General features: G+C 72.9%; 29 protein-coding genes. 10 read left to right on the forward strand and 19 right to left on the reverse strand.

Features of this window, described 5'->3' with window-relative positions; all coding sequences use genetic code 11:
- The first annotated feature begins 3 nt into the window (after positions 1–3).
- Positions 4–750, forward strand: a complete 747-nt coding sequence (locus tag BUE48_RS11655) for a polyprenol monophosphomannose synthase (protein ID WP_012852699.1) — start codon at positions 4–6, stop codon at positions 748–750.
- Positions 751–847: 97 nt separating this feature from the next.
- Positions 848–1,309: an FxsA family protein gene (locus tag BUE48_RS11660; RefSeq protein WP_286989784.1), complete on the forward strand. Its 462-nt coding sequence runs from the start codon at positions 848–850 to the stop codon at positions 1,307–1,309.
- Positions 1,310–1,402: 93 nt separating this feature from the next.
- Here the strand turns inward: BUE48_RS11660 and BUE48_RS11665 are convergent, their stop codons facing one another.
- From BUE48_RS11665 to BUE48_RS11675, 3 genes are all read right to left on the reverse strand, one after another.
- Positions 1,403–1,747: an RNA polymerase-binding protein RbpA gene (locus tag BUE48_RS11665; protein ID WP_012852701.1), complete on the reverse strand. Its 345-nt coding sequence runs from the start codon at positions 1,745–1,747 to the stop codon at positions 1,403–1,405.
- 213 nt (positions 1,748–1,960) lie between these two features.
- Positions 1,961–2,335, reverse strand: a complete 375-nt coding sequence (locus BUE48_RS11670) for a VOC family protein (protein ID WP_012852702.1) — start codon at positions 2,333–2,335, stop codon at positions 1,961–1,963.
- 69 nt (positions 2,336–2,404) lie between these two features.
- Positions 2,405–2,749 carry an ArsR/SmtB family transcription factor gene (locus BUE48_RS11675; RefSeq protein WP_012852703.1) on the reverse strand — a complete coding sequence of 115 codons (345 nt, stop codon included), beginning with the start codon at positions 2,747–2,749 and terminating at the stop codon, positions 2,405–2,407.
- Between the two features lie 107 nt (positions 2,750–2,856).
- On the opposite strand from BUE48_RS11675, the gene BUE48_RS11680 reads away from it, so the two are divergent.
- From BUE48_RS11680 to BUE48_RS11695, 4 genes are all read left to right on the forward strand, one after another.
- Positions 2,857–3,924: a cation diffusion facilitator family transporter gene (locus BUE48_RS11680; protein ID WP_286989785.1), complete on the forward strand. Its 1,068-nt coding sequence runs from the start codon at positions 2,857–2,859 to the stop codon at positions 3,922–3,924.
- A 228-nt stretch (positions 3,925–4,152) separates the two neighbouring features.
- A complete protein-coding gene (locus BUE48_RS11685; protein WP_012852705.1) occupies positions 4,153–5,046 on the forward strand; it encodes a GH25 family lysozyme in 894 nt (297 codons plus the stop codon).
- Positions 5,047–5,165: 119 nt separating this feature from the next.
- On the forward strand, positions 5,166–6,173 hold the full coding sequence (locus BUE48_RS11690; protein ID WP_286989786.1) for an SPFH domain-containing protein: 1,008 nt from the start codon (positions 5,166–5,168) through the stop codon (positions 6,171–6,173).
- The gene (locus BUE48_RS11695; protein WP_012852707.1) at positions 6,170–7,063 is read left to right on the forward strand and encodes an NAD(+)/NADH kinase; all 894 of its coding nucleotides are present in this window, start codon (positions 6,170–6,172) and stop codon (positions 7,061–7,063) included. The genes BUE48_RS11690 and BUE48_RS11695 overlap by 4 nt, the downstream gene beginning before the upstream one ends.
- Positions 7,064–7,108: 45 nt before the next feature.
- On the opposite strand, the gene mftF is transcribed toward BUE48_RS11695, so the two are convergent.
- From mftF to mftA, 6 genes are all read right to left on the reverse strand, one after another.
- Positions 7,109–8,572: a mycofactocin biosynthesis glycosyltransferase MftF gene (mftF, locus tag BUE48_RS11700; protein WP_286989787.1), complete on the reverse strand. Its 1,464-nt coding sequence runs from the start codon at positions 8,570–8,572 to the stop codon at positions 7,109–7,111.
- Positions 8,573–8,601: 29 nt separating this feature from the next.
- Positions 8,602–9,315, reverse strand: coding sequence for a mycofactocin biosynthesis peptidyl-dipeptidase MftE (gene mftE, locus BUE48_RS11705; RefSeq protein WP_012852709.1), 714 nt, complete (start codon positions 9,313–9,315; stop codon positions 8,602–8,604).
- 1 nt (position 9,316) lies between these two features.
- Positions 9,317–10,498: a pre-mycofactocin synthase MftD gene (mftD, locus tag BUE48_RS11710; RefSeq protein ID WP_012852710.1), complete on the reverse strand. Its 1,182-nt coding sequence runs from the start codon at positions 10,496–10,498 to the stop codon at positions 9,317–9,319.
- A 71-nt stretch (positions 10,499–10,569) separates the two neighbouring features.
- A complete protein-coding gene (gene mftC, locus BUE48_RS11715; RefSeq protein ID WP_286989788.1) occupies positions 10,570–11,799 on the reverse strand; it encodes a mycofactocin radical SAM maturase in 1,230 nt (409 codons plus the stop codon).
- A complete protein-coding gene (gene mftB / locus BUE48_RS11720; protein ID WP_012852712.1) occupies positions 11,796–12,071 on the reverse strand; it encodes a mycofactocin biosynthesis chaperone MftB in 276 nt (91 codons plus the stop codon). The genes mftC and mftB overlap by 4 nt, the downstream gene beginning before the upstream one ends.
- Before the next feature lie 5 nt (positions 12,072–12,076).
- A complete protein-coding gene (gene mftA / locus BUE48_RS11725) occupies positions 12,077–12,196 on the reverse strand; it encodes a mycofactocin precursor MftA (RefSeq protein ID WP_286989789.1) in 120 nt (39 codons plus the stop codon).
- Positions 12,197–12,313: 117 nt separating this feature from the next.
- On the opposite strand from mftA, the gene mftG reads away from it, so the two are divergent.
- A complete protein-coding gene (mftG, locus tag BUE48_RS11730; RefSeq protein WP_286989790.1) occupies positions 12,314–13,867 on the forward strand; it encodes a mycofactocin dehydrogenase MftG in 1,554 nt (517 codons plus the stop codon).
- Here the strand turns inward: mftG and mftR are convergent.
- From mftR to BUE48_RS11755, 5 genes are all read right to left on the reverse strand, one after another.
- Positions 13,864–14,499: a mycofactocin system transcriptional regulator MftR gene (mftR, locus tag BUE48_RS11735; protein WP_286989791.1), complete on the reverse strand. Its 636-nt coding sequence runs from the start codon at positions 14,497–14,499 to the stop codon at positions 13,864–13,866. The genes mftG and mftR overlap by 4 nt on opposite strands.
- A gap of 256 nt (positions 14,500–14,755) precedes the next feature.
- The gene (locus BUE48_RS11740) at positions 14,756–16,042 is read right to left on the reverse strand and encodes a M14 family metallopeptidase (protein ID WP_286989792.1); all 1,287 of its coding nucleotides are present in this window, start codon (positions 16,040–16,042) and stop codon (positions 14,756–14,758) included.
- Between the two features lie 242 nt (positions 16,043–16,284).
- Entirely contained in the window at positions 16,285–16,923 is a 639-nt protein-coding gene (locus BUE48_RS11745) for a class F sortase (protein ID WP_012852717.1), read from the reverse strand.
- Entirely contained in the window at positions 16,907–17,410 is a 504-nt protein-coding gene (locus BUE48_RS11750) for a hypothetical protein (protein WP_286989793.1), read from the reverse strand. The genes BUE48_RS11745 and BUE48_RS11750 overlap by 17 nt, the downstream gene beginning before the upstream one ends.
- 615 nt (positions 17,411–18,025) lie before the next feature.
- Positions 18,026–18,673 (reverse strand): TetR family transcriptional regulator, encoded by a 648-nt coding sequence (locus tag BUE48_RS11755; protein ID WP_012852719.1) that lies wholly within the window; start codon positions 18,671–18,673, stop codon positions 18,026–18,028.
- A 74-nt stretch (positions 18,674–18,747) separates the two neighbouring features.
- Here BUE48_RS11755 and BUE48_RS11760 point away from each other — a divergent pair, with 74 nt between their 5' ends.
- The 3 genes from BUE48_RS11760 to BUE48_RS11770 all read left to right on the forward strand — a co-directional run bounded on the left by BUE48_RS11760 (position 18,748) and on the right by BUE48_RS11770 (position 21,368).
- Positions 18,748–19,518: an SDR family NAD(P)-dependent oxidoreductase gene (locus tag BUE48_RS11760; protein ID WP_286989794.1), complete on the forward strand. Its 771-nt coding sequence runs from the start codon at positions 18,748–18,750 to the stop codon at positions 19,516–19,518.
- A gap of 86 nt (positions 19,519–19,604) precedes the next feature.
- Positions 19,605–20,477, forward strand: a complete 873-nt coding sequence (locus BUE48_RS11765) for an enoyl-CoA hydratase/isomerase family protein (protein ID WP_286989795.1) — start codon at positions 19,605–19,607, stop codon at positions 20,475–20,477.
- Between the two features lie 138 nt (positions 20,478–20,615).
- Positions 20,616–21,368, forward strand: a complete 753-nt coding sequence (locus BUE48_RS11770; RefSeq protein WP_286989796.1) for a YbgA family protein — start codon at positions 20,616–20,618, stop codon at positions 21,366–21,368.
- Between the two features lie 13 nt (positions 21,369–21,381).
- Here BUE48_RS11770 and BUE48_RS11775 read toward each other — a convergent pair whose 3' ends face one another.
- The 5 genes from BUE48_RS11775 to BUE48_RS11795 form a co-directional block, all read right to left on the reverse strand.
- Positions 21,382–22,188, reverse strand: a complete 807-nt coding sequence (locus tag BUE48_RS11775; protein WP_012852723.1) for a glycerophosphodiester phosphodiesterase family protein — start codon at positions 22,186–22,188, stop codon at positions 21,382–21,384.
- A 52-nt stretch (positions 22,189–22,240) separates the two neighbouring features.
- Positions 22,241–22,801: a TrmH family RNA methyltransferase gene (locus BUE48_RS11780; RefSeq protein ID WP_012852724.1), complete on the reverse strand. Its 561-nt coding sequence runs from the start codon at positions 22,799–22,801 to the stop codon at positions 22,241–22,243.
- Positions 22,798–23,433, reverse strand: coding sequence for a class I SAM-dependent methyltransferase (locus BUE48_RS11785; RefSeq protein ID WP_286989797.1), 636 nt, complete (start codon positions 23,431–23,433; stop codon positions 22,798–22,800). The genes BUE48_RS11780 and BUE48_RS11785 overlap by 4 nt, the downstream gene beginning before the upstream one ends.
- Positions 23,434–23,542: 109 nt before the next feature.
- A complete protein-coding gene (locus BUE48_RS11790) occupies positions 23,543–24,490 on the reverse strand; it encodes a VWA domain-containing protein (protein ID WP_012852726.1) in 948 nt (315 codons plus the stop codon).
- Entirely contained in the window at positions 24,487–25,458 is a 972-nt protein-coding gene (locus BUE48_RS11795; protein WP_286989798.1) for a DUF58 domain-containing protein, read from the reverse strand. The genes BUE48_RS11790 and BUE48_RS11795 overlap by 4 nt, the downstream gene beginning before the upstream one ends.
- Between the last annotated feature and the right edge of the window lie 10 nt (positions 25,459–25,468).

Raw genomic sequence — 25,468 nt, forward strand, 5'->3', positions numbered from 1 at the left:
ACCATGCAGATCCCGCACGGTCTCGGCCGGGTGCTGGTGATCATCCCCACCTACAACGAACGCGACAACCTCGAGCCGATCGTCGGGCGGGTGCGCACGGCGATGCCCGAGGTGGACGTGCTGGTCGTCGACGACGCCAGCCCCGATGGCACCGGGGAGGTCGCCGACCGCCTGGCCGCGGCCGACGAGCAGGTCAACGTGCTGCACCGGGCCGGAAAGGACGGCCTGGGCGCCGCCTACATCGCCGGTTTCCGCTGGGCGCTGGAACGCGGCTACGACGTGCTGGTGGAGATGGACGCCGACGGCTCCCACCAGCCCGAGGAGCTGCCCGCCCTGCTGGAGGCGCTCACCGAGGCCGACCTGGTGATCGGCGCCCGCTGGATCCCCGGCGGCCGCATCGTCAACTGGCCGCGCTCGCGCGAGGCGATCTCCCGCGGCGCCAACCTCTACACCCGCCTGCTGCTGGGCACCCCGCTGCACGATGCGACCGGCGGGTACCGCGCCTACCGCGCCACCGCCCTGGAGAAGATCAATTTGGATGAGGTCGACTCCCGCGGCTACTGCTTTCAGATCGATCTGGCGGTGCGGGTGCTGCGCGCCGGGCTGCGGGTCAAGGAAGTCCCCATCACCTTCATCGAACGCGAGCACGGCACCAGCAAGATGAGCCGCGACATCATGGCCGAGGCGATGTGGAAGATCACCCGCTGGGGGTTGCAGAGCCGCCTGGAACGCGTCCGCAAGAACCCCTGAAGGCCCCGGAGTGCCGGAACGAACCCGGCCGCCGCGGCGTTATCCCAGCAGACCCTTGCCGCCGACCGCAAAACCGGATGCCATGCCGCCGCTGTTGATGTTCCTTGCGCTTCTGCTGCTGCCCGCCGCGGAGCTTTACACCGTCGTCCGCGTGGGCGAGGTGATCGGGGGACTGCCGACCGCCGCGCTGCTGCTGGCGGCGACCGTGGCGGGGGCGCAGATCGTGCGCGGCCAGGGCCGTCGCGCCGGACGGGTCCTGCAGCAGGCCCTGCAGCAGGGCGTGCCGCCGGGCCGTCACCTGGCCGATGCCGCGCTGCTGCTGATCGGCGGGGTGCTGCTGCTGATCCCCGGTTTCCTCACCGACCTGCTCGGCCTGGTGTTCGTGCTGCCCTTCACCCGCCCTGCGGCCGGGCGGCTGCTGGCCCGCTACGCCGCCCACCGGCTGCGCGCAGCCGAACGCCGCGCCGCCGCCGGGCCGTTCCCCCCGCCCGCCGCCGGCCGGGCAGAGGGTCCTCCGCCCACCGCGACCGTCATCCGCGGGGAGATCGTCGACGACTGACGCCCGCCCCCCGGGGGCGCCTTGGGGGCCTGGAAAACGCCGCCGGGCCCGCACCGGCGTCGCGGTGCGGGCCCGGACGGAAAAGATCAACGGTTATGCGCTCTTCTTCCGCTGGGCACGCAGGATCGCCAGACGCTCGGCCAAGACCTCCTCCAGGTCCTCGATCGTGCGCCGCTCCATGAGCATGTCCCAGTGGGTGCGGGGGGCCTTGGTCGGCTTGGGCTGGGGGGCTTCTCCGTTCACCCGCAGCGCGGTCGTCCCGCAGTTGCGGCATTCCCAGGTCATCGGCACCTCGGCCTCAGCGGCGAGCGTCACGGTGAACCGGTGGCCCTTGGGACAGGTGTAGTCCACGGTCTTGCGCGGGGCCAGATCGGTGTTGCGATCGTTCTCGTAGCTGGTCGCTCCGAGTCGGGTGCCGCGAAGTGCGCGCTCGGCCATCGTCACGTGCCTCCCAGACGGCTTGCGGTCCTATGTCGACCAACGCTGGATACCGTGACAAGATTCCCGCCAGAAGGGCCGCCCAACCCTGCGGTTTGCGCGCTTTCGCCGCACCCGCCGCAAGATCCCCGACAATGGCGACTTTCCCGGTGACCTTTCGGCGTCCCTTCGCATCCCCGTGCCCCCCGGCGGGCGGCCGGCGCCGCGGCCCGGTCAGGACGGGCTCTGCGGGGGCGGCTCCCAGTACGCCTCGACCCGGTGACCGTCGGGGTCGGCGCATTTGAACGCCACATAGGCCGGCTCGTCGTACCGCTCGATGATCTCCACCCCGTCCGCCTGCAGCCGGGCGAGCAGGGCGCGCACCTCGGCGGGATCTGCGAAGCGGAAACCGAAGTGCAAAAAAGGCGGCGGCGGCCCGACGCGCTGCCCGCCGTGCAGGGCCAGATCGAACCCGTCGCCGTTGCGGACGATGATCGTGCCGTCCTCATACCGCTGCGCGGTGGCCGGGTCGAAGCCGAAATAGGTCTCATAGAAGCGCAGGCTGCGTGACGCGTCGTGAACGGGCAGCCCCAGGTGCACCAGATGCATGCCCTCAAGGGTGGGGAGCAGTGGGCGGCGGAGGCAAGGCGATAAATCGCGGCCTGCCGCCGGGCCTCATCAGGTGTGGTCGGGCAGGCCGCCGAGCCGGTGGTCGGCGGCGTTCAGCGCCTCGTCGATCAGGCGGCGCAGGTGCCCGTGCCGCAGGGCGTAGACGACGCGGCGGCCTTCTTTGCGGGTGGTGACCAGCCCGGCCAGGCGCAACCGGGCCAGGTGCTGGCTGACCGCCGGGCGGGCGACGCCGCATGCCCGGGTGAGGGTCGTCACGTCGGCCTCCCCGAGGGAGAGCCGCCGCAGCAGCGCCAGGCGGGTCCGGTCGGCCAGCAGGCTCAAGATCTCGGCCGCCGCCGCCAGGCGTTCGCCATCGTCGTGCACCTGCGAGTCATGCGCACCTGATAGATGCATGCGTGCGTTCATACGCACATAATGGGGGTCGTCCGCCGGGCAGATCCAGCCGGGCCGATCCGCCCCGGCAGGTCTTGGCCACCCCCACACGAAGGGAGCGGCTCGCCATGAGCGACGAACCCGAACCGCACCGGGCGGACGCACACGACCACACCCACGCCCCAGCCGGCCCCACCGGCCGGTGGGACCGGCTGCGGCACCGCGCGGCGCACCTGCTCAAGCCCCACTCCCACGAGACGGCCGAGCGGGTCGATGCGGCGCTGGAGTCTTCCGCCGAAGGCCTGCGCGCCCTGTGGATCTCACTGGCCGTGCTGGGCGTCACGGCGGCCGCGCAGGCGGCCGTCGTCGCCGTCACCGGGTCGGTGGCGCTGCTGGGGGACACCGTGCACAACGCCGCCGACGCGCTGACCGCGCTGCCGCTGGCGGTGGCGTTCCTGCTGGGCCGGCGGGCGGCCAGCCGCCGCTTCACCTACGGTTTCGGCCGCGCCGAGGACGTGGCCGGCGTCCTGATCGTCTGCACCATCGCCGCCTCCGCCGCGGCCACCGCCTATGCCGCGGCGCACCGGCTGGTGGACCCCCGCGACCTGGAGCACCTGCCGGCGGTGGCGGCCGCGGCCGTCATCGGTTTCGCCGGCAACGAGTGGGTCGCCCGCTACCGCATCCGCACCGGCCGCAGGATCGGTTCGGCCGCGCTGGTGGCCGACGGCCTGCACGCCCGCACCGACGGCCTGACCTCGCTGGCCGTTCTGCTGGGCGCCGGCGGCGCCGCCCTGGGGTGGCCGCCGGCCGACCCGCTGGTCGGGCTGCTGATCACCGGGGCGATCGCGCTGGTGCTCAAGGACGCCGCCCGGCAGGTCCTGGAGCGTTTGATGGACGCGGTGGACCCCGCCCTGGTGGACCGGGCCGAAGAGGCCCTGCGGGCGGTGGAGGGCGTGCTGGATGTGGGGGAGCTGCGGATGCGCTGGATCGGCCACCGGCTGCGCGCCGAGGTCGCCATCGTCGTCGACGCCGCCTGGCCGGTGCACAAGGCCCATCGGGTCGCCGTCGCGGCCGAGCACGCCCTGCTGCACGCCGTCCCCCGCCTGACGGCCGTCACCGTCCACACCGACCCGCACTGGGAGCACCCGGCGGCCGACCCCCACCGGGCGCTGGCCCACCATCGCGCCTTCGCCTGACCCGCCACCGGGGAGCGCCCACCCGGCCTTCGGTGTGTCCATGGGCGCTCCCCGGTGGCGCCGCCTCACCTGCCCTGGCAGCCTCTCTCCGACGGCGCCGAGGAGAGCGCACAAGGAGAGCAAAAAGGCACGGCGGGGCCAGTGCACGGCCGGCTGCCGGGCGCGGACAATCGGATCCGACAGCCAGTGACGTGCAGCCGGGCCATCGCGCTAGGTGAGGAGACGGCGATGCTGTTCGGCGTGGACGTGGCCAGCTACCAGGGCACCCCGGACTGGAAGAAGGTGCGCGGCGCGGGCATCCGCTTCGCGTTCAGCAAGGTCACCGAGGGCACCGGCTACACCAACCCCACCTGGGCGCACAACCGCGCCGGGATGCTCGCCCTGGAGGGCTTCGTGCCGGGCGCCTACCACTTCCTGCGCGCCGACTCCGATGCGGCCGCCCAGGCCCGGCACTTTCACCGCCAGGCCGGGGATCTGAGCGCTTTCGCGGTCGCGCTCGATGTCGAGCCGTCCGGCTCATCCCGCCCGACCGTCGCGCAGGCGCGCGCGTGGGTGGAGGAGTACCGGCGGCTGTCGGGCGGCCACCGCGTGATCGGCTACTTCCCCCGCTGGTACTGGGACCAGATCGGCCGGCCGGACCTGTCGTTCTTCGACACCATCTGGCAGTCCCGCTACGTCAACGGCACCGGCGGCCCCGAGGAGCTGTATGCCAAGGTCCCGCAGTCGTGGTGGGAGCCGCACGGCGGGGAGCCGATCAGCATCCTGCAGTTTTCCAGCTCGGCGACCGTGCCGGGCATCGCGGGCCGCTGTGACGCCGACGCCTTCCGCGGCTCGCTGGCCGAATTGCGCGCCCTCGCCCTGGGCGCCGCGGCACCGCCCGCCTCCGGGGCGCCCGCCTGGCCGGGCCGCTATCTGCGGCAGCCGCCGATGATGCACGGGCAGGATGTGCGCCGCTGGCAGGCCCGCATGAGGGAACGGGGCTGGCGCATCGCCGCAGACGGCTGGTACGGCCCGGCCTCCGAGCGCGTCTGCCGGGCCTTCCAGGCGGAAAAGGGCCTGGCCGTCGACGGGGTGGTGGGGCCGGTCACCTGGCGGGCCGCCTGGGAGGCGCCCATCACCTGAGTGCGGCGGCCGGGCCGGCCGCAAGCCCTTGAGGTGTTACCGGATCGAAGTCATTCTCAACTTGAGAATGACTTGGCTTCTCCCTTATCGTCGTCCTGACGACAACAAGGGAGGCGGTCATGGCGGACATCCAGCGGCGGCCACTGCTGCGGCACCTGCGCGGCACCCCCACCACCTACGTGCGGCACCTGCGGCGCGGCGAACCGGTCCACGAAGGCGTGGGAATCTCCTTTTGGTTCCACCCCCTGTCGGCGGTCATCAGCGAAGTCCCCGTGGACGACCGGGAGCTGCCGATGCTCTTCCACGCCCGCACCCGCGACTACCAGGACATCAGCGTCCAGGCCACGGTGACCTACCGGATCGCGGAACCGGCGCTGGCCGCCCGGCGGCTGGACTTCGCCATCAACCCCGACACCGGCGCCTGGCGGTCGGCCCCGCTGGACCAGCTGGCGACCACCCTCACCGAAACCGCCCAGCAGCACGCGCTCACCCTGGCCGCCCAGATGACGCTGCGGGAGGCCGTCACCTCCGGCCCGGCGGCCTTCCGCGAGACCATCGGCACGGGACTGGCCGGCGACTCCCGCCTGTCCGACATCGGCGTGACGATCGTCGGCGTGCGCGTGGTGGCCGTGCGCCCCGAGGCCGAGGTGGAACGGGCCCTGCAGACCCCCGCCCGCGAACAGGTCCAGCAAGAGGCCGACCGCGCCACCTATGAGCGGCGCGCCGCCGCGGTGGAACGCGAACGCGCCATCGCCGAAAACGAGATGCAAAACCAGATCGAGCTGGCGCTGCGCGAAGAGCAACTGGTGGCCCGGCGCGGGCAGAACGAACGCCGCCGCGCCGAGGAGGCCGCCGCCGCGGCCTGGATCGAGGCGCAGGCACAAGCCGAGCGGGACCGGCTGCGGGCCGCCACCCAGGCCGAGAACCGGCAGGTGATGGGCGCCGCCGAAGCCGAGGCCGAGGCCGCCCGCCTGGCCGTCTACCGGGACGCGGACCCGGCGGTGCTGCTGGCGCTGGCCGCCCAGGCCCTGGCCGCGCGCCTGCCGCAGATCGGCCAGCTCAACCTCACCCCCGACATGGTGACCGGGGCGCTGGCCCGCCTGAGCGCCCCCCGGGAGGAGAGGTGACGCTCGCGCCGCGCGCGGTGGTGGTGCACCGCCGCACCGAGTACGAGGAACTGCTGGCCAGGCACGGCAGCCGCGGCCAGGCGGAGTTCTTCCTGCGCTGCCGCGGCCGCGACATCGCCCCCATCGCCGCCGCGCACGCCGCCATCGGTGCGGCGCTGGCCCAGGTGACGGCGGCGATCCCGCTGTCGTGGCGGCGCGGCCTGGTGGAACGGGCCGATCTGGACCGCTTCCTGTTCGCCCCCGACGACATCGTGGTGGTCGTCGGCCAAGACGGCCTGGTCGCCAACGTCGCCAAATACCTCAGCGGCCAGCCGGTCATCGGGCTGAACCCCGACCCGGAACGCAACGTGGGCGCGCTGGTGCCCCACCCGGTCGAGGCGTGCGCCGACCTTTTGCACGCGGTGGCGGCCGGCACCGCCGCCACCGAAGAACGCACGATGGTGCGGGCGGTCACCGACGACGGCGAGGAGCTGACCGCGCTCAATGAGGTGTTCGTCGGCCATCCCAGCCACCAGTCGGCGCGCTACCGGCTCACCTGCCACGACGGCAGAACCGAGCGGCAGTCCTCCTCAGGCGTGCTGGTGGCCACCGGCACCGGCGCCGGCGGCTGGTGCCGGTCGATCTGGCTGGAACGCCACAGCCCGCTGCCCCTGCCCGGCCCCGCCGAGCCGTCGCTGGCCTGGTTCGTGCGCGAGGCGTGGCCGTCCCCGGCCACCGGCGCCTCCTGCACGCAAGGGCTGCTGGAAGACGGCCAGACCCTGACCGTGGTCTGCGAAAGCGACGGCCTGGTCGCCTTCGGCGACGGCATCGAATCCGACCGGCTGGTGCTGTCGTGGGGCCGGCGGATCGAACTCGGCCTGGCCCCCACCCGGCTGTCCCTGGTCCGCTGACGACGGCCGAAACCACCCGGCCCCCGGCGGGAGGGGAACCGGTGCTCACCGGGCGGGGCGCTGGGCGAGGCGGGGCAGGCGGGGCCGCGGCAGCAAAGGCTCCCAGGAACGGTGCCGGAGGGCGGATGCGGTGACGCCGGAGCCGTAGGCGACGTCCTCGGCGAGCCGAAGAACGGCATAGCGGAGCGGATCGACGGCGGGACGGCCGGTGACCCATTCCAGCGCGATGGGGGCCAGCATGGCCGCCGCCGCGGCGCGGGCGGTGCGGCGGCGCCCGCCGGCGGCCAGGCACGCCAGCCCCAGCGGCCACCATTCGCGGCGCAGCGCATGCCCGAGGGCGGCGGCATCGGCCAGCACCCCCTTGCCGACGATCGCCGCGCTCAGCCCCCACCGGCCGGGCAGGCCGCCCAGGCGGCGGGCCAGCAGCGCCGTGGCGGCGGCGGCGCAGGCGGCGGCGGGCACCGGGTGCCCTGCGGCCAGGCAGGCCAAGACGGCCAGGTTCCAGGCGGAGGGACGGGCGGGCACCAGCCGCCCGGGATGACGCTGGGCCAGCGCCGCCGCGGACGTGCCGTACTCATGGCGGCGGCGGGCCCACGCCGACGGGCGCAGCCTGGGGGTGTGCGCCACGCGGACCTGCGGCTGGTAACGCACATGCCAGCCCAGGTCGGCCAGCCGCCAGACGAAGTCGACATCCTCCCCCAGCCGCAGCCGCTCATCGAAGCCCACATGGCGCAGCACCCGGGTGCGCACCAGCAAGGTGGCGGTGGGCACGAAACCGAGCCTGGCGCCGGGCCGCACCAAAGCCTGGCGTGCGCCCATGTCGAGGGCGGAGCGGACGGCCTCATAGCGGGCCAGCACGCCGGGCCCGCCGCCGTCGGCCACCACGCGCGGCGCCACGGCCGCGACCTTCGGGTCGTCGAAGTACGGCATGAGGACGTCCAGCCAGCCGCGTTCCGGCCGGCAGTCGGAGTCCACGAAGGCGACGAAGGGGGTGCCGGCCAGGCGGGCGCCGGTGTTGCGGGCGGCGGCCGGGCCGCGGTTGGCCGAATGCCGCACCAGGCGGGCGCCGTGGGCGGCGGCGGCGCGGCGCAGCGGCTCCGGGTCGGGGGAGCAGTCGTCCACGACGATCACCGGCAGGCCCTCGACCGCCGCCAGGGTGCGTTCCAGGTCGGCGGCCCGCCCGTAGGCCGGGATCACCACCGTCACCGGGTGCGGGCCGGGCCGCGGCGGCGGCACCGGATGGGCCATGCCGTGGTCCACCAGCTGCCGGGCCAGCGCCCGCCCGATGGCCGAGGAGTCGGCCAGGCCGCGCGGCCCGGCCCGGCGCAGCGCCGCCAGGTGCGGCCCGGCGGCCTCGCCGAGCCGCACGACCTTCCAGGGGGCGCCGCCGGTGGCCACCCGTCCCCCCGACCACAGGGACGTGCCCTCGTCCAAGGCGACGGGCAGGTCCGCCGGCAGCGCGGCCCGGCGCCCGCTCGGTGCGGTGCCGGGACGGTGCGGTGCAGACAATGGGGCCACCTCGCTGTCGCGGTTCCCGGTCAGGACCGGCCGGGGTCGGCGAGCCGTCCCCGCTCATCGACCCGCCAGCCTTCGATGCGGCGGATGAGGGAGGCGACCATGGCGGCCACCAGGGCGCGGCCGTGCTCGGCCGAGGCACCGGCCGGGTCCCCCAGCACCCCGGAGGGGGACAGTGCGCGCACGCCGCGCGCCACCAGCTCGGGCATGATCTCCGCCAGCGGGCGGGCGTCGCCGCTGACGTGGCCGAACGGGCGGACCAGGTGCGGGGCCAGGTGCAGCATCACCGAGGTCTCGGTGTGCCCGGCGTGCGCATCCCCGCCGGGGACGCCGCAGCCGGCCCAGGCCACCTGGTGCCCTTCGGCGCGCATCCGGCCCACGGCGGCGTCCAGGGCGGGGGTGTTGCCGCCGTGGCCGTTGACGAAGACGATCCGGCCGGCCCACAGCGCCAGCGACCGCACGATCTCCACCAGCATCGCCTCCAGCGCCCGGTGCCCGATGGAGACGGTGCCGGGGAAACCGGCGTGCTCGCCGCTGGCCCCATAGGCGATCACCGGCGCCACCAGCGGCGGGCCGTCCAGCGCGGCGGCGGCGCGTTCGGCGACGGCCCGGGCGATGAGGCCGTCGGTGCCCAGCGGCAGGTGCGGCCCGTGCTGCTCGGTGGAGCCGACGGGCACCAGCACCGGGGCGCCGGCCGGCACGGCCGGCCAGACGGCCGAGTCCAGGCCGCCGGGCATGTCAGGAGGCGCCCGGGGCCAGCCGGAAGCCGGGCGGGATGACCAGGTCGTCGGGGGCCAGCTCGTGCACCGAGGAGCGGCCCAGCCCGAGCACGGCCGAGTCCAGGCCGCTGCGCAGGATGTCCAGCACGTTCTCCACCCCGGCCTGCCCGTTGGCGGCCAGCCCCCACAGGTAGGCGCGGCCGATCAGCACCGCGCGGGCGCCCAGGGCCAGCGCCTTGGCCACATCCCCGCCGCGGCGCACCCCGCCGTCCAGCAGCACCTCCACCTGGTCGCCGACCGCCTCGGCGATGGCCGGCAGCAGCCGGATGGTGGCGGGGGTGGTGTCGAGGTTGTTGCCGCCGTGGTTGGACACCGACAGGGCGGTGACGCCGATGTCGACGGCCCGTTTGGCGTCGTCGACGCGGGTGACGCCCTTGAGCATGAACGGCCCGCCCCACTCCTCGCGCAGCCACTTGACGTCGTCCCAGGTGGGCGGAGGGGTCTGCATCCACTCCCCGTAGGCGCCGAAGAAGGTGGGGGCCTGCCCGCCGGGGGGCTGCAGGTTGGGGACGGTCAGGTCCGGCAGGGTGCGGGCCTTGAGGAACCGCCACAGCCAGCCGGGGCGGCTGAGCGCCACCGGCGCCAGCTTCACCATGGTCTTGACGTCGAGTTTTTCGGGGATGGTGGGGCTGCCCCAGTCCCGCCCCATGGAAAAGGACCAGTCGAGGGTGACGATCAGCCCTTTGGCGCCGGCGTTGCGGGCGCGTTCCATGCGCTGCAGGATCGCGTCGCGGTCGCCGCTCCAGTACATCTGGAAGAAGACGTTGGGGTTGGCCTCGACGACCTGCTCGATGGGTTTGCTGGCGAACGAGCTGAGCCCCATGATGACGCCCCGGTTGGCCGCCGCCCGCGCCACGGCCACCTCCCCGTCGGGGTGGACGGCCTGCACGCCGGTGGGGGAGATCACCACGGGCATGGAGGTCGGCACGCCCATCACCGTGGTCGACAGGTCCCGCTGGGCGTGGTGGCCGACGACGCGGGGGGCGAACCCCAGCTCCCCGAAGGCGTCGGTGTTGTCCTGGACGGTCCGGCCGCGTTCAGAGCCGGCCAGCAAAGCGCCATAGACCATGTACGGCAGGCGTTTTTTGGCTCTGCGCTGGGCTTCGGCGACGGTCTCGAACCAGGGGTTTTTCAAGGGCATGGGGTGTCTCCTCGCCGAGGGCGGCGGGCGGCCGCACGCGGGCCGCCCGCCGCCCGGGGTGGATGGTGGGGTCAGGGAAGCCGCAGCCCTGCCAGCGGGTTCTCATCGCACGCGCTGACCGGCGGCCGGTCGGGGCGGCGGCGGGTGAGCTTGACCGGGACCGGCCCGCGGCGGGAGTGGTCCACCGAGGGCCGGGGGATGCCGGAGCGGTCCCCGGGACGCCGGGCGAGCAGTTTCTCCCCGTGTCCGTGGACGCATTCGGGGTCGGGGCCGTCCAGCGGCAGCCCGGTGAAGAACTTGGCGGCCATGCAGCCGCCCTTGCAGGCGTCGTAGCAGGAGCAGGAGGCGCAGGCCCCGCCGTGCTGCGGCTTGCGCAGCCGGGCGAACAGCGGCGATTCCCGCCACACCTTGGCAAAGCCCCCCGGCTGGCGCACGTTGCCGGCCAGGAACTCCTCGTGGATGGCGAACGGGCAGGCGTAGACGTCGCCGACCGGGTCGATCAGGCACACCACCCGCCCGGCGCCGCAGAGGTTGAGCCCGGGAAGGGTCTGCCCGTAGGCCGACAGGTGGAAGAAGGAGTCCCCGGTCAGCACCTCCTCGCCGTGGGCGAGTAGCCATTCGTACAGCTGCCGCTGCTGGTCGGGGGTGGGGTGCAGTTCGTCCCACACGTCGGCGCCGCGGCCGGAGGGGCGCAGCCGGGTCAGCCGCAGCTGGGCGCCGTAGGTGTCGGCGATCTGCTTGAAGGCGTCGATCTGCGGGATGTTGTGCCGGGTGCACACCACCGACAGTTTGAAGTTGCGCATCCCGGCGTCGGCGAGGTTGCGCATGGCGCGCATGGCCATCTCATACGAGCCGGGTCCGCGCAGCGCGTCGTTGACCTCGGCGGTGGCGCCGTCCAGGGAGATCTGCACATCGACGTAGTCGTTGGCGGCCAGGCGCCGGGCCACCTGGGGGGTGATGCGCACTCCGTTGGTGGAGAACTTCACGCCCACGTGGTGGGCGGTGGCGTAGTCCACCAGTTCCCAAAAGTCGGAGCGGACGGTGGGTTCCCCGCCGCCGATGTTGACGTAGAAGACCTGCAGGGCCTCCAGCTCGTCGATGACGGCCTTGCATTCTGCGGTGCTCAGCTCGCGCGGGTCGCGCCGGCCGGAGCTGGACAGGCAGTGCGCGCAGGCCAGGTTGCAGGCGTAGGTCAGCTCCCAGGTCAGGCAGATCGGCGCGTCGAGGCCGTATTGGAACAGGTCGACCAGGCGCGTTGCGGTCGCCGGCGCCGCCCGCTGCTGCGGCGGGGTGATGGTCATGGGGTCCTCTCCACGAGCATGGACGAGTCGGCCAGCGCGCCGAGCGCGGCGCGGTAGGCGGGCAGGTCGCCGGCGTCCACCCCGGCCGCCGTGCAGGCGGCCCGGGCGGTGGGCGCCTGTGCCAGGGCCTGCAGGACCGCAAGCAGCCGCCGGTCTTTCAGGAACGACAGTTTGCGGGTCCCGAAGTGGTACAGCAGCGCCCCGAAGGGTTCGGGCCGCACCGAGACCTGCGGGTGCAGGTCCCAGGCGCGGTCCAGGTCGATGGCGGGCATCCGGGTCAGTAGACGCCGCACATGCCGTCGATGGAGACCTCTTCGATCAGCGATTCGACGGCGGCCTCCTCGGTCAGGGCGGTCTGCTCCTCGGCGGCGCCGTCGGTGGTGCGCAGGTTGTCCATGGTCGTCTCCTGGTGACGTCGGGGACCACAGGGAAGCGTGGCCTGGGACACGTCCAGGCCGCAGAGGCGATACTAAAGACATCGAGTGCCAAAAGGAAGATGCATCGAGTGTCAAAAGTGGCTTCCTCCCGTGGCCGCCCGGTGAACCGCCCCGACGTCCTGGTGGTCGGAGCCGGCGGCAGCGGAGCCGCCCTGGCGGCCCGGCTCAGCGAAGACCCCTCCCGCACGGTGCTGCTGCTGGAGGCCGGACCGGCCCCGCTCACCGGCTTTCCCGACGAACTGCTGGACGCCCGGCGGGTGCCCGGCGCGCAACCGGCGCACCCGGCCGTCCGCCGCTACCCGGCCCGCCTGGCGCCCGGCCTGCCCTATGCCGCCCCCCGCGGCCGCATCCTCGGCGGCTCCACCACCGTCAACGGCGGCTACTTCATCCGGGCCCGGCGCGCCGACTTCACCCGCTGGGCGGCACGGGCCGGCGATGACCGCTGGAGCCATGAGCGGGTGCTGCCGCTGTGGCGCGCCCTGGAAAACGACCTGGACTACGGCGCCACCCCCCTGCACGGCGACCGCGGCCCCATCCCGGTGCACCGCACCCGGCTGGACCACCCGGCCGCCGCCGCGTTCCGGGCCGCCGCCGGTGAACTGGGCCACCCCGAGGAGACGGACAAGAACGCCTGCCTGCCCCCCGGCTTCGGCCCGGTGCCCTGCAACGTCCGCGGCGGACGGCGCATCAACACCGCCCTGGCCTGCCTGCTGGGCGCCCTGCACCGGCCCAACCTCACCGTCCGCGGCGACAGCCCGGTGCACTCGGTGGCCGTCCGCCGCGGCCGCGCCATCGGGGTGATCACCGCAGACGGCCTGATCGAGGCCGGGCAGGTCGTGCTGTGCGCCGGCTCCTTCGGCTCACCCCATCTGCTGCACCTGTCGGGCATCGGACCGGCGGCCGAGCTGGAGCGGGCCGGCATCCCCGTGGTCTGCGACCTGCCGGCCGTCGGCGGCACGCTCAGCGACCACCCCCAGGTGACGGTCCAGTGGCATCCCCGCCGCCACCTGGGCGCCCCCCGCGGCTCGTGGCTCGGCGGCGTCCTGCACCTGCCCTCCGGCGACGCCGGAACCGAAGGCGATGTGGAAATCCTGCAATCCCTGGTCCCGCTCCCCGCCCTGACCAGCGGGAGACCGGCGCCCCCCGATGCGCCCCTGGCCTTTTTGGTCGCGGTCAACACCCCCCGCGCCACCGGACGGCTGCGCACCGTCTCCCCCGACCCCGCCACACCTCCCCGCATCGACTACGGCTACCTGCGCACCGGCGAGGACCGGCGCCGGCTGCGCCAGGCGGTGCGGGCGAGCGCCGCCGTGCTGGCCACCGACGCCTTCGGCCGGGTGTGCGCCGGCCCGGTGGACCTGGATGCGGCGACTTTGGCGGACGACCGCCTGCTGGATGCGTGGATCCGCGCCCGCCTGGGCACCGCCCAGCACGCCTGCGGCACCGTGCCCATGGGCCCGGCCGGCGACCCGTCCGCCGCCGTCGACTCCTGCGGCCGGGTCATCGGGGTGCACGGGCTGCGCGTCGCCGACACCTCGATCCTGCCGACCGCGCCGCTGCGCGGCCCCGCCGCCACGGCCGTGCTGATCGGTGAGCTCATCGCGGGCGCCATCGACGAGCAGCCCGCCTAGCCGCCGGGGGCCTGCAGCGCCGCCGACAGCCCGGCGCTCACCCGCCGGATCGCCTTGTCCAGCAGCTCGGCCAGCTCGGCGTCCCCGTCCCCCGACAGCCAGTGCTCATAGGCGGCCACCGCGGCCGCCAGCAGCACGTGACCGGCCAGGCGGGGCGTCATCGCCGACGGCGGCAGCCCGGTGCGGGAGGCCACGAACTCGGCGATCACCGCCCGCCAGGAGGCGTACCGCAACGTCGCATCGGCCTGCAGCGTCGGCACCTTCAAGATGAGCTCCATGCGCTGCCGGTGCCAGGGCACATCCCGCGGGTCGAACCGGTTGAACTCCACCACGGCCCGGCGCAGCACCTCCATCGTCGGCAGCGCCGGGTCGGCCTCCTCCAGCAGCCGGCGCAGCTTCAGCAGGTGCCCTTCGAAATCCCCCCACACCAGGTCGTTTTTGGAGGCGCAGTACCGAAAGAACGTCCGCCGCCCGATGCCGGCCGCCGCCGCGATGTCATCGACCGTGGTCTCCTCGAACCCCTTGCGGGCGAACAGCTCAAAGGCCCGTGCCTCCAGCGTGGCCCGCGAGGTCACCCGGGGCCTGCCCATCACCGTCTGGGCGGTCGTTCCGTTGTTGGACGTCACACCCATGAGGCTGCCACGCCGCGGCGGTTGCCTGCGGGCAAACGGCCCAGATCAACTGGCGTGAACCGGGCCTGCTCACCGGGACGGGAGCGCGGACGGTCTTCACGGCCGTGACGCCGCGGGCCGCACGCCGCCCCCGGCGGCGCCGCCTCCCGCATGCGACCTGCGGGAACGGTGCACCGGACGAGTCTCTTGGGCGGCATGCCCGCTCACGGCGCGTTCAGGCCGCCGCGGTGCGGACCGGGCCGGGGCATGCGGGCCGTCAGGCCGCGCAGAGCGTGGGCTTGCCGATGAGGCGGTAGACGCAGTCGGCGTACTCCAGCAGCCGCAGCACCGCCTCACGGTTGCGGGAGGTCTCCCGTGCGATGACCTCAACCGGCGGGTAGAAGCCCGGGCCGGCGGAACGCGGGTACATCTCGAAGGTGTAGCTGAAGATCTTGTAGTTGCCCCACAGCCAGTCGTTGATCGACCCGTCGGTGATGTACAGGTCGCTGGCCTGCTGGGGGGTGTAGCCGTTGGTGGCGGCCATGCTCTGGCCGAGGGCGGCCAGCGCGTTGCGGTCGTCTTGGGTCAGGCCGGGCGCGGTGTCGGCGTAGGTGTACCCGTACGGCCACAGGATCAGTTCGCTGTAGGTGTGGAAGTCGATGGCCGCTTTGATCTGCTGGCGTCCGCCGATCACCCGGCTGCGCACGAAGTCGGCCACCGCGCGCACCTCGGGGGCGGACTCGGCCGACGGGCCGCGGTAGGTGGCGCTGGAGGGGCCGGCGGAGGACCCGCCGCAGCAGCCCCACCGGTAGGCCCAGTTGCGGTTGAGGTCCGTGCCCACGGCGCTGGAGCCGGGGGTGGGCTGGCGGTTCTTGCGCCAGGACCGGTAGGAGCCGGTGGCGATGTCGTATTCGCCGCCGTCGGGGTTGAGGTCCGGCAGGATCCAGATCTCCCGGCTGTTGACCAGGCCGGTGATGCGCGGGTCGCCGCCGTAGCCCTCGGTCAGTTCCTTGAGCAGGTAGACCGCCATCTCCACGGTCAGGTGCTCGCGGGCGTGCTGGTGGTGGGTGAACAAGACCTCCGGTTCGGCCTCGTCCACGCCGGCGTTGTCGCTGATCTTGACGGCCATGATGGCGCGGCCCTGGTAGGACCGGCCGATCACGTACTTGCGGACGATGGCCGGGTGGTCGGCGGCCACCTGGTCCACCAGCGCGGTCAGCTCGGCGAAGTTGTGGTAGCCGGAGTCGGCGGGCGGGAAGTCCAGGGCGGTGACCCGGTCGGGGGCCGTCTCCTGGGGCAGGCGGGTGACGGTGAAGCCGAGCCGCCGCACCTTCGCCGCCTCCCGTTCGGTGGCGGTGATGACCAGGTGCCGTCCGTGCACCTCGTCGATCGCCGCGCCGGTGCGGGCGATCCGGGTGCGGTCGGCGGCGTTCCGCACCCCGGTGACGTCGTAGGCGCGGGTGTCGTGGGGCGCGGCCGTTCGGGCCGAGGCGCCGGTGGCGGCGAACGCGCTCAGCAGCAGGACGCACAGGCCGAGCAGGGCGGGCAGGGGTCTCCTTCGCAAGGCGGCCTCCAACGGCGGGGGTGACCGTGGGACGGCGCCAGCGTAAATTCGATCAGTTGAGATGGAAAGCAATAAGAGTTAAGCAAATAGCAAGTTCCGGACGCGCCCGTAGGTCGGTTCGTAATGCCCGCTTCGATCTCCGGGGTGTTTGCGCGGGCCGTTGTTCATCCCACGGCCTCGGCCTGTCTTTTTCCACGGCGCCGCGAGGGAGGGCACGCCGTGACCGCGGCCGCAGGGGTTTTTCAGCGAACCGCGGTCTGGTGGGCGTAGACGATGACGTTGTCTCGGTAACCGCGCCGGGCCCGGTCGAAACGGCCACCGCAGGTGATCAGTCTCAGCCCGGCGTGGTCGAGGGGACCGTAGACCCGCTCGGTCGGGAAACGCTCCTTGGGGACCCGTTCGATCGATTCGACGGTGAATACGGCCACCCGGCCGTCGGCCCGGTCGACCTCGATGCGGTCGTGGGGCCGCAGCCGGCCCAGGTCGTAGAAGACCGCAGGCCCGCGCGGGGAGTCCACATGGCCCACGATCACGGCGGGGCCGCGTTCCCCGGGGGCGGGCCCGCCCCGGTACCAGCCGGCCAGGTCGGGCCGGCCGGCCGGGGGGACCTGGAGCGAGGCGTCGGGATTCAGCCCCAGGTGAGCCAGTGGGGCCTGCACCCCGATGGCCGGGATGCGCACCCGCAGGGGAGCGGAGCGGGGCAGGAGGGGGCCGCTGTGGTCGGCTGCGCGGGCGGCGGCCGCCCACGCCGGCGGCTGCGGCGGCCCGGCCGGTCCGCCCACTGCCAGGGCGATCATCACCAGGCCGAGCAGTGCCGCCATGAGGACCGGGGCGCCTTGCAGCCCCCGCCGGATGGGCGTGCTTTCATGCCGTGACGTCATCGCGGCGTCGGCTCCTTGCGACGGCGGCGCCCGCCAGCAGGACGCCTCCGGCACCCAGCAGGACCACGTTGACGCCGCCCGCACCGCCGCCGAAGCCGGCGTCGGCCGCGCCGTGCGGGGTGGGGCGGGGGGAGTGGGCCGTGCCGGGCAGCACCACGATCTGGCCGACGGCGTTGACGTCGCCGCAGTGCGCCAGGATCTGGTAGGTGCCCGGCGGGGTGTGCGCGCCGATGGTGGCCAGGCCGGCGCGGCCCTCGACCTCCTCGGCCCCGTCCAGCGCGGCGCTGCCGGCGAAGGCGTCGGAGGTGGCGAAGCCGTCGGTTTCGCACTCGGGAACCTGCAGGGTGACGTTCTGGCCGGGCCGGGCCTTGCCGGGCTTGACGAGCACGGACGTGGTGGCCGTGGCGGGAGCGGCGACACCGGCCGCCAGCCCGGCCGTCAGGGCACCGGCGGTGAGAGCGAGCATGGTCGTTTTCCTGGCTCGCATGATTCCTCCCAAGGCGGCACGGCGGCTCGGTTTCTTCCTCCCGGGCTTTTAACGCCGTGTCTTTTGCTTCAATGTGATGGAGAATGCGCCGGGTTGGTTCGGAAAGACCGGTGCGCCGGTGCGAGGAAGGCGGGATTTTCTCAATGCGCCGCTTCTGCCGGTTCGGGGCGCGTCACGCTCCCGGCCGCCGCCTAGGCTCCCTGCGTCCTGCACCGGGAACCGGGGCCGGAGGAGAGCCGTGTCGATCGGGGAGCGGCCGGGCTGTCCGTTCCGCGCCCGGATGCGCAGGCGGCGGGGAAGGGGAGCGGCCTGCTCTTTAGCCCGCCGGGCCTGTCGCAGCGGTGAAGCCGCCGACGCATGGGGGGTGGCGTGCGGATGCCGGGCGGGCGCGCCGGGGCCTGAAGCGGGCGAACTTCAGCACCCGCCCCAACTTACTGATCTACGCTGTAAAGGTGCGCGGTTGGGTCACTACCCAGCCACCCCACCAACAGCAAACCCCAAAACCACCACAACAACCACACCAAAACACACCAACCACCTCCGAGCCGACCACCGATCAGCCGGCGAACTCGGCCCACCGCAGGCGGAGCCTTGCCTCACCGGCGCGGCATCCGCCTAAGACCCGGCCGCGATGACCGTGCGGACCGCACCGAAGGCCTGGGCGTACATCTCCGCCGGCGAGCAGGCGGCGCCTTGACGCACCCACTGCTCGGTGGCCAGACGCACCGCGCACAAGACGATCCCGGCGACCAGGCGCGGCCCCAGGAGACGCACCGAGTCGGCGACCTGACCTGCGGCCTCGCCGGCGGCCTTCGCGCAGCGCGGCTCCAGGGCCCGGGCCAGCGCCTCCTCCCAGGCGATGTACTCGGCGTCGGAGTGGGCCCGCACGGCCGGGTTCTCGGCGCGGATGCGCATCTCCAGCCGGGCCATCTGGCGGTGGTCGCGCCAGTCGGCGGTGATGTCGAGGAAGGCGTTGCACAGTGCGGTGAAGGCGTCTTCTGCGGCCGGGCGCGCCTGCAGGGCGGCCAGCACGGCTTTCAGGCGGCCGTGGTGCAGGCCGGCGATGAGGCAGCTTTCCTTGGAGTCGAAGTAGCGGAAGAACGTTGAGCGGCTGATGCCGGCGCGTTCGCAGATGTCGTCCACGCGCACGGCGCGTATGCCGCGTTCGGAGACGAGCTTGACCGCGGCCTTGGCCGCCGCCAGGTAGGTGTGCTGCTTCTTGCGCTCCCGCAGGGAGTCTCCTCCGGCGTCGATCGCATCCATATCTTGACACTATGTCGCAATTGGGACAGTGTCTCAGAACGTGGCGGCATCCGGGACGATCAGGGGGGAAGACTGTGGACGCTGAGAAGCTGCGGTCCTTGTTCGACTTGACCGGCCGGGTCGCGGTCATCACCGGTGGCACCCGGGGCATCGGACGGGCGATCGCCGAGGGGTTCGTCGCCGCCGGTGCGAGCGTGGTCGTGGCCAGCCGCAAGGCCGAGGCCTGCGCCGAGACCGAGGCGCACCTGAAGGCCATGGGGGGTGCGGCCTTGGGAGTGCCCACGCACATGGGTGACCTGGATGCGCTGGATGCGCTGGTGAGCCGTACCGTCGACACCTTCGGCGGGATCGACATCCTGGTCAACAACGCGGCCAACCCGCTGGCGCTGCCGCTGGGCTCCTTCACTCCCGAGGCGTTCGCCAAGTCCCAGGACGTCAACGTCCGCGGCCCGGTCTTTTTGGTGCAGCGGGCGCTGGAGCACCTGACCGCGAGCCCGCATGCCGCGATCATCAACGTGGTCTCGGCGGGGGCGTTCATGTTCTCCCCGAACGTGTCGATGTATGCGGCGGCCAAGGCCGCCATGGTGTCCTACACCCGTTCCATGGCCGCTGAGTTCGCCCCGCGGGGCATCCGGGTCAACGCGCTGGCCCCCGGGACCGTCGACACCACCATGGTCCGCAAGAACCCGCCGGAGTTTCAGCGGCTGATGGAGCAGGCCTCGCTGCAAAAGCGCATGGCGCACCCTGATGAGATGGTCGGCCCGGCGCTGTTTTTGGCCTCCGATGCCGCCAGTTTCGTCACCGGGCAGGTCCTGCTGGCCGATGGCGGCCTGGTCCCTCATTGATCGGCGGCCCTCGGCGATGCCCGGGCCGGCGCCGGCCGTCTGGGCGCAAAAGAGCACGGACCTGAAGTGTTGACGAAGGAACGCCCATGCTGACCGACAGCGACGCCTACCTGCGCGACACCCCCGCTTCGGGGAAGACGGTGCGGATGGAGCGGCCCGCCCCCGGTGTGCGGCTGCTGACCTTGGACCGCCCGCACCGGCTCAACGCGATGTCCGGCGAGCTGATCAAAGACCTGCACGCCGCGCTCGATGAGGTCGCCGTGGACGACGAATGCCGGGTCCTCATCATCACCGGCGCCGGTCGTGCTTTTTGCGCCGGGCTGGACCTGCACGATCCGCCCGTCCGCGAGGCCACTGCTCCCGCCTCCCCGCAGCAGGAGGCCCGGCGGCGCAGCCCGCAGGCGGGCCTGCACGTCCAGCAGGCCATCGCCGCGCTCGTGCCCAAGCTGCGCAATCTGCGTCAGCCGGTCATCGCCGCCGTCAACGGCCCGGCCGCCGGCGGTGGTTTCGCCTTGGCGCTGGCTTGTGATGTCCGCATCGCCGCCGCCTCGGCCAAGTTCAACGCCGCTTTCGTGCGCATCGGGCTTTCCGGCTGCGACATCGGCGTCAGCTGGCTGCTGCCGCGGCTGATCGGCGCCGGCCGCTCCCATGAGCTGCTGCTGACCGGGCGGTTCGTGGAGGCCGAGGAGGCCGAGCGCATCGGTTTGGTCAACCGGGTCGTCGATGACGGCCAGGTGGTGCGGGCGGCGTTGGAGACCGCCGAGCTGATCTGCGCCAACAGCCCGATGGGGGTGTGGATGACCAAGGAGGTGGCCTGGAGCCAGCTGGAGGTCGCCAGTTTGCAGGCCGGTATCGACCTGGAGAACCGCACCCAGGTGCTGACCTCCTACACCCGCGACCACACCGAGCAGATCACCTCTTTCCTGGAGCGGCGCACCCCCCGCTACACCGATTCTTGACCTGGGCGTGCGCTTTGCCCAAGCCGTGCCCTGCCCAGGGGGCGCGGGTGACTTTAGGGGGGAATCTGCTGGGCAAGAGTGTGTTATGACGGAAATTACAGACTTCACCCCCCTTGCGTTTCTGCGGTGGGAGCGGCCATGAGCAGGCCCCGTATCGCGGTGCCGGCCGATGGCCGTCCGCCCGGCCGCCACGCCCAATGGGTGTGGCTGGACCTGCGGACACAGCAGACCCTGGAGGAGGCCCTGCGGGCACTGCGCAACGGCCGCTCCCCGCCGCCTCCGCTCCTTGCCGAGGACGCCGACGGCTATGTGTGCCCGGCCGGCATGGATGTGCGCAGCCTGCCGGTCTGTGTCGCGGGCGTGTGGCATCTGGCGCCGGTGATCGATGAGGCGCACCTGCAGGACCCGCTGGCGGGCATGGACTTCGCCGAACGGGCCTTCGCCCACGCCCGGCTGCGTGAGCTGCTGGGACGCCCCGACTGGCGCACCGGCGAACTGGTGGCCTTCCACGCCGGCCACAAGATGCAGCTGCTGGCCCACGACCCGCTCCGCTACCGGCAGGCCGGCCGTATCGTGGCGCAGGCGAGCCGACGGCCACGCCAAGAGACCACCGCCGCCTACACCCGCCTGTTCCAGGAGGCGCTGGCGGTCCGGGCCGACGTCGGCAGGCATGTCAATGCGCTGCAACACTGCCTGGGGATGCTCACCACCGACGTCCACCGGCGGCGGGTGCTGGCCGCGGCCATCGACTCCTACCGGGTGGGGCTGGTGCCTTTCGACGTGCCCGCCACGCTGATCCGCCACCAGGCGGAACGCGACGGGGATGAGTACATCGGGACGCAGACCTACCTGGCCCCCTACCCGGAGGATCTGTGGTGGCTGGGCTGGTGAGCCGCGGCGTGGTTCAGCGGAACGCCTCAGCGGGGGTCCACAGCCCTCGGGCCATCAGCACCTCCCGCAAGGTGATCAGGTCGTCGGTCATGATGCCGTCGACGCCCAGATCCAGCAGCCGTTCCATCTCCTCGCGGCGGTTGACGGTCCAGGCGTGCACCTTCAACCCCAGCCGGTGGGCCTGCTCGATGAAAGAAGCGGTGACAAAAGGCAACGGCCCCAGCCCGTAGGGGACCTGGGCGCAGGCGACCCCGGTGGCGGCCAGGCGGACGAGTTTGGCGGCCGGCCCCCCGGCCGAGCGGGCCCGCAGCGCCATCACCCCCCGCGGCCCCAACGCGGTGCACACCTTCTGGTCGGTGTACAGCGGCAGCCGCGCCCGCAGCGCCGCCAGGCGCCGGGAGGAGAAAGAGGTGATGCACACCCGGTGCCAGGCGCGGGTGCGGTGCAGCACGCGGGCCAGGGGGTCGATGGCGGGGGCGTCTTTGATGTCGATGTTGACCCGCACGTGCGGCCAGCTGCCCAGGATGTCCTCCAGCAGCGGGATGGGTTCGACTCCGGCGATGCGGGCGCGGGAGACCTGGGCGTAGGTCATGCGGGCGATGGCGCCGCGCCGGTCGGTGACCCGGTCCAAGGTCCGGTCGTGAAAGGCCACCAGGACACCGTCGGCGGTGGCGTGCACGTCGGTCTCCAGGTAGCGGTAGCCCAGGTCGACGGCGTACTGGAAGGCGGGCATGGAGTTTTCCAGGCCGTGGCGGGCGCCGCCGCGGTGGGCGAACGGGATCGGCCCGGGATGGTCGAGGAAGGTGTAGCCGGCCTGCATCTCAGCGAGTATGGCCTGCCGTGCGGCCGTGGCGCAGCCGGGCACGCCCGTCTTAGGGGAGGTCTTCGCCGAGGGCGGCCCATTCCCGGCGGCGGGCCTCGGCCAGGGCGATGGCCGTGGCGACGGCGACGTTGAGGGAGCCGACCCGGCCGATTTGGGGGATGTAGGCGACGGCGTCGGCGGCCTCCAGCAGGGCGGGGGAGCAGCCGTGGTCTTCACCGCCGACGGCCAGGCACACATCGCCCTCCAACGGCGCCCGGTGCAGCGGGATCGCCCCGCCGGCCAGCTCCAGTGCGATGACGCGCAGCCCTTGGTCGTGGGCTTCCCGGACGGCCTGCTGGGGGGTGCCGGCCTGGGACCAGGGCACGAGCCGTTCGGTGCCCAGGGCGGTTTTCCCGGCGTTGCGGTGGGTGGGGGGTGTGGTGTTGCCGGCCAGCCACAGGTGTTCGACTCCGAAGACCGCGCAGGTGCGCACGATGGAACCGACGTTGAACGGCTGGGTGACCGACTCGACGATCAGTCCCAGGCGGCCGTGGGTGCGGCGCCGCCAGGCGCGGTTGAGGCGTTTGACGTCGGTGGGACGCAGCTGCCGGCGTTGTTCAGTGCGGGTCATGGTCTCTCCTGGCGGGACGGCGCGGCCGGCGCATCGGGGTGGGCGGTGACGGCCAGGACGCGGTAGGCCGAGCGGGAGGCGATGCGTTCGGTGGGCCAGCCTTGCCGCTGCAGCCAGCGGTGCAGGCTGTCAGAACCCAGGTGTTTGTGCACGACCAGGTAGGCGGTGGCGCCGGGGAGCAGCCGCGCCAGCCAGGTGGTCAGCAGCTCGTGCAAGGCGGCCTTGCCGATGCGGATGGGCGGGTTGGACCACAATGCGGCGAACCGCATCGCCGGGTCGATCTGCTCGGGCCGGTGAAAACTGGCGTTGCCGATCCCGGCGGTGCGGGCGTTGAGACGCGCCAGCTGCAGCGCCCGCTCGTTGACGTCCACGCCGTACACCCTCGCCCGGGGGGAGCGCAGCGCCATGGCCAAGGCGATGGGCCCGTACCCGCAGCCCACATCGAGCAGGTCGCCTTCGGCGGGGGGTGCGGGCACGGTCTCCAGCAGGATGCGGGTGCCCGGGTCGATGCGGTCGGGGGAGAACACGCCACGGTCGGTGGTCAGCCGCAGGTGCACATCCGGCAGGACGAGGTGAACGGTGCGGCGGCGCCCGGCGGCCTCCGGCCGTTCGGTGAAGTAGTGTTCCCCCACGGGGGGTGACGCTATCAGCGTTCCGGCCCGCGATGCGCCACCGTCGATCATGAAGGGATCATGAAGGACGCCGGCGTCCTGCCCTGGGCCGGGTGGGCTCTTGCGGTTTTTACGGCAGGCGGGAAAACCACGCCAAGGACGCCCCCGCGGCGGCCAGGGCCAGCAGCAACGCGATCCCCGTGAAACGGGCGGCCACGTCCTGGTGCTCGATCCGCCACCCCAGCGAGGTGCCGATGTTGGCATACACCTGCGACAGCTGATCGTTGTCGGCCGCCTCATAGGCCTTGCCGTTGGTGCCCTGCGCCAGCCCCGCCAAGGTGACCTTGTTGACCTCCACCGGAGTGGTCTCCCCGTCGATCTCCACCGTCCCATACGGGGTGCCGAACGCGATGGTCGACACCGGGACGTCGGCGGCGCGCGCGGCGTCGATGGCCTCGGGAACCGACCGGCCGGTGGTGTTGTCCCCATCCGACAGCAGCACGATGTGAGCCGGCGGGGGATCTTGGCCGGCCTGGGCGTCAAAGGACCGGATGGCCTGCAGGCTGGTGAAGACCGCCTCCCCGATGGCGGTGCGCTTGGCCAGGGTGAGGGTGTCGATGCTGGAGATGGCCGCGGCCCTGTCCCCGCTGGGGGTGGCCACGACGTTGGCGCTGCCGGCGAAGGCGACCACCCCGACGTTGAAGCGGGCCGGCAGGTCCTGGATGAACTTCTTGGCGGCGGCCTTGGCGGCCTCGAACCGGTTGGGCGCCACGTCCTTGGCCATCATCGACAGCGACACATCGATGGCGACCATCACCGTGGCGCGTTCCCGCGGCACCTTCACCGGCGTGGCCGGACGCGCAAAGGCCAGGCACATCACCGTCACCATGGCCAAGAACAACCCGGCCGCCACATGCCGCCGCCACCCCGGGCGGCGGGGCGCGACCTGGTGCAGCAGCGCCGCATTGGTGAAGCGGACCACATAACGGCGCCGCCGCCGCTGCACCAGCACATACACCGCCACCAGCAGCGGAACGACCGCCAAAACCCACAGCCGGCCAGGAGACAGAAAAGTCATGGGCGTGCCCCCCTGAGGGTGCGGTGGCCGCGTCCGGCGACGCGGCGCTGCCGCAGGGCGAAACGAGCGATGTCGGTGATCCAGTCACGGTCGGTGCGCAACTGCAGGTGCCCGGCGCCGGCCCGGCGCAGCGCCGCCGCCACGGCCCGGCGGTGCGCGGCCGCGGCGCGGGCGTAGGCGTCGGTGACCTTGCGGTTGAGGGAGACCTCATAGGTCGCGCCGGTTTCCGGGTCGGCCACGTTCACCATCCCCACCTCCGGCAGGCTCAGCTCACGAGGATCGATGATCTCCACGGCCAGCACCTGGTGACGGGCGGCCAGGCGCCGCAAGGGCCGCTCCCAGTCCGGCCGGCCCTGCGGGTCGGCCGGCTGATCGAGGAAGTCGGTGATGATGACGCGCAGCCCCCGGCGGGTCTGGGAACGCGCCAGGGCGGCGATGCCCTCGGCCAGCGACGGCCGCCCTGAGGCCTGCTGGGGCGGGGCGGTGAGGATGTCAGCGAGCAGGGCGTAGATGGCGGCCTTGCCGGTGCGGGCCGGCCAGCGCCGCAACCCGTCCCCGCGCATCAGGTAGGCGCCGGTGCGGTCCCCCAGCCGGGAGGTCAAAAACCCCACGGCGGCCAGCGCGGCCACCGCCAGATCCCGTTTGGGCAGGGCGGCCGTGCCGTAGTCCATGCTGGCGGTCACATCCACCAGCGCCCACGTCTCCAGCTCATGGTCGGCGATGAGGTCACGCACATGCGGGGCGGTGGTGCGGGCGGTCACCGCCCAGTCCATGTACCGCACATCGTCTTCGCCGGGCTGATACAGCCGGGCCTCGGCCAGCTCGGTGCCCGGCCCGGGCAGCAACCCCACATGCTCGCCGTGCAGCAGCCCGTCCAGCCGCCGCGTGACCGCAAGCTCCAGCCGCCGCAGCGTCCGCTCCGGCGCCAGGCGGGCCAGGGCGCCGCGTGAGGTGCGTGACGTGTGCATGACGGCTGGG

Source organism: Thermomonospora sp. CIF 1 (assembly GCF_001896795.1).
Lineage (GTDB): Bacteria > Actinomycetota > Actinomycetes > Streptosporangiales > Streptosporangiaceae > Thermomonospora > Thermomonospora curvata.

Bases quoted from the DNA above. Each gene is read 5' to 3' on its own strand.
- BUE48_RS11655 (WP_012852699.1), top strand. From the start codon at position 4: ATGCAGATCCCGCACGGTCTCGGCCGGGTGCTGGTGATCATCCCCACC.
- BUE48_RS11680 (WP_286989785.1), top strand. From the start codon at position 2,857: ATGAGCGACGAACCCGAACCGCACCGGGCGGACGCACACGACCACACC.
- mftD (WP_012852710.1), bottom strand. From the start codon at position 10,498: ATGCCCTTGAAAAACCCCTGGTTCGAGACCGTCGCCGAAGCCCAGCGC.
- mftC (WP_286989788.1), bottom strand. From the start codon at position 11,799: ATGACCATCACCCCGCCGCAGCAGCGGGCGGCGCCGGCGACCGCAACG.
- mftE (WP_012852709.1), bottom strand. From the start codon at position 9,315: ATGCCCGGCGGCCTGGACTCGGCCGTCTGGCCGGCCGTGCCGGCCGGC.
- BUE48_RS11765 (WP_286989795.1), top strand. From the start codon at position 19,605: ATGCTGACCGACAGCGACGCCTACCTGCGCGACACCCCCGCTTCGGGG.
- mftA (WP_286989789.1), bottom strand. From the start codon at position 12,196: ATGGACAACCTGCGCACCACCGACGGCGCCGCCGAGGAGCAGACCGCC.
- BUE48_RS11795 (WP_286989798.1), bottom strand. From the start codon at position 25,458: ATGCACACGTCACGCACCTCACGCGGCGCCCTGGCCCGCCTGGCGCCG.
- BUE48_RS11690 (WP_286989786.1), top strand. From the start codon at position 5,166: ATGGCGGACATCCAGCGGCGGCCACTGCTGCGGCACCTGCGCGGCACC.
- BUE48_RS11685 (WP_012852705.1), top strand. From the start codon at position 4,153: ATGCTGTTCGGCGTGGACGTGGCCAGCTACCAGGGCACCCCGGACTGG.
- BUE48_RS11770 (WP_286989796.1), top strand. From the start codon at position 20,616: ATGAGCAGGCCCCGTATCGCGGTGCCGGCCGATGGCCGTCCGCCCGGC.
- mftR (WP_286989791.1), bottom strand. From the start codon at position 14,499: ATGGGTGTGACGTCCAACAACGGAACGACCGCCCAGACGGTGATGGGC.
- BUE48_RS11780 (WP_012852724.1), bottom strand. From the start codon at position 22,801: ATGACCCGCACTGAACAACGCCGGCAGCTGCGTCCCACCGACGTCAAA.
- BUE48_RS11670 (WP_012852702.1), bottom strand. From the start codon at position 2,335: ATGCATCTGGTGCACCTGGGGCTGCCCGTTCACGACGCGTCACGCAGC.
- BUE48_RS11745 (WP_012852717.1), bottom strand. From the start codon at position 16,923: ATGACGTCACGGCATGAAAGCACGCCCATCCGGCGGGGGCTGCAAGGC.
- BUE48_RS11660 (WP_286989784.1), top strand. From the start codon at position 848: ATGTTCCTTGCGCTTCTGCTGCTGCCCGCCGCGGAGCTTTACACCGTC.
- BUE48_RS11665 (WP_012852701.1), bottom strand. From the start codon at position 1,747: ATGGCCGAGCGCGCACTTCGCGGCACCCGACTCGGAGCGACCAGCTAC.
- BUE48_RS11750 (WP_286989793.1), bottom strand. From the start codon at position 17,410: ATGCGAGCCAGGAAAACGACCATGCTCGCTCTCACCGCCGGTGCCCTG.
- BUE48_RS11790 (WP_012852726.1), bottom strand. From the start codon at position 24,490: ATGACTTTTCTGTCTCCTGGCCGGCTGTGGGTTTTGGCGGTCGTTCCG.
- BUE48_RS11755 (WP_012852719.1), bottom strand. From the start codon at position 18,673: ATGGATGCGATCGACGCCGGAGGAGACTCCCTGCGGGAGCGCAAGAAG.
- BUE48_RS11675 (WP_012852703.1), bottom strand. From the start codon at position 2,749: ATGCATCTATCAGGTGCGCATGACTCGCAGGTGCACGACGATGGCGAA.
- mftB (WP_012852712.1), bottom strand. From the start codon at position 12,071: ATGCCCGCCATCGACCTGGACCGCGCCTGGGACCTGCACCCGCAGGTC.
- BUE48_RS11775 (WP_012852723.1), bottom strand. From the start codon at position 22,188: ATGCAGGCCGGCTACACCTTCCTCGACCATCCCGGGCCGATCCCGTTC.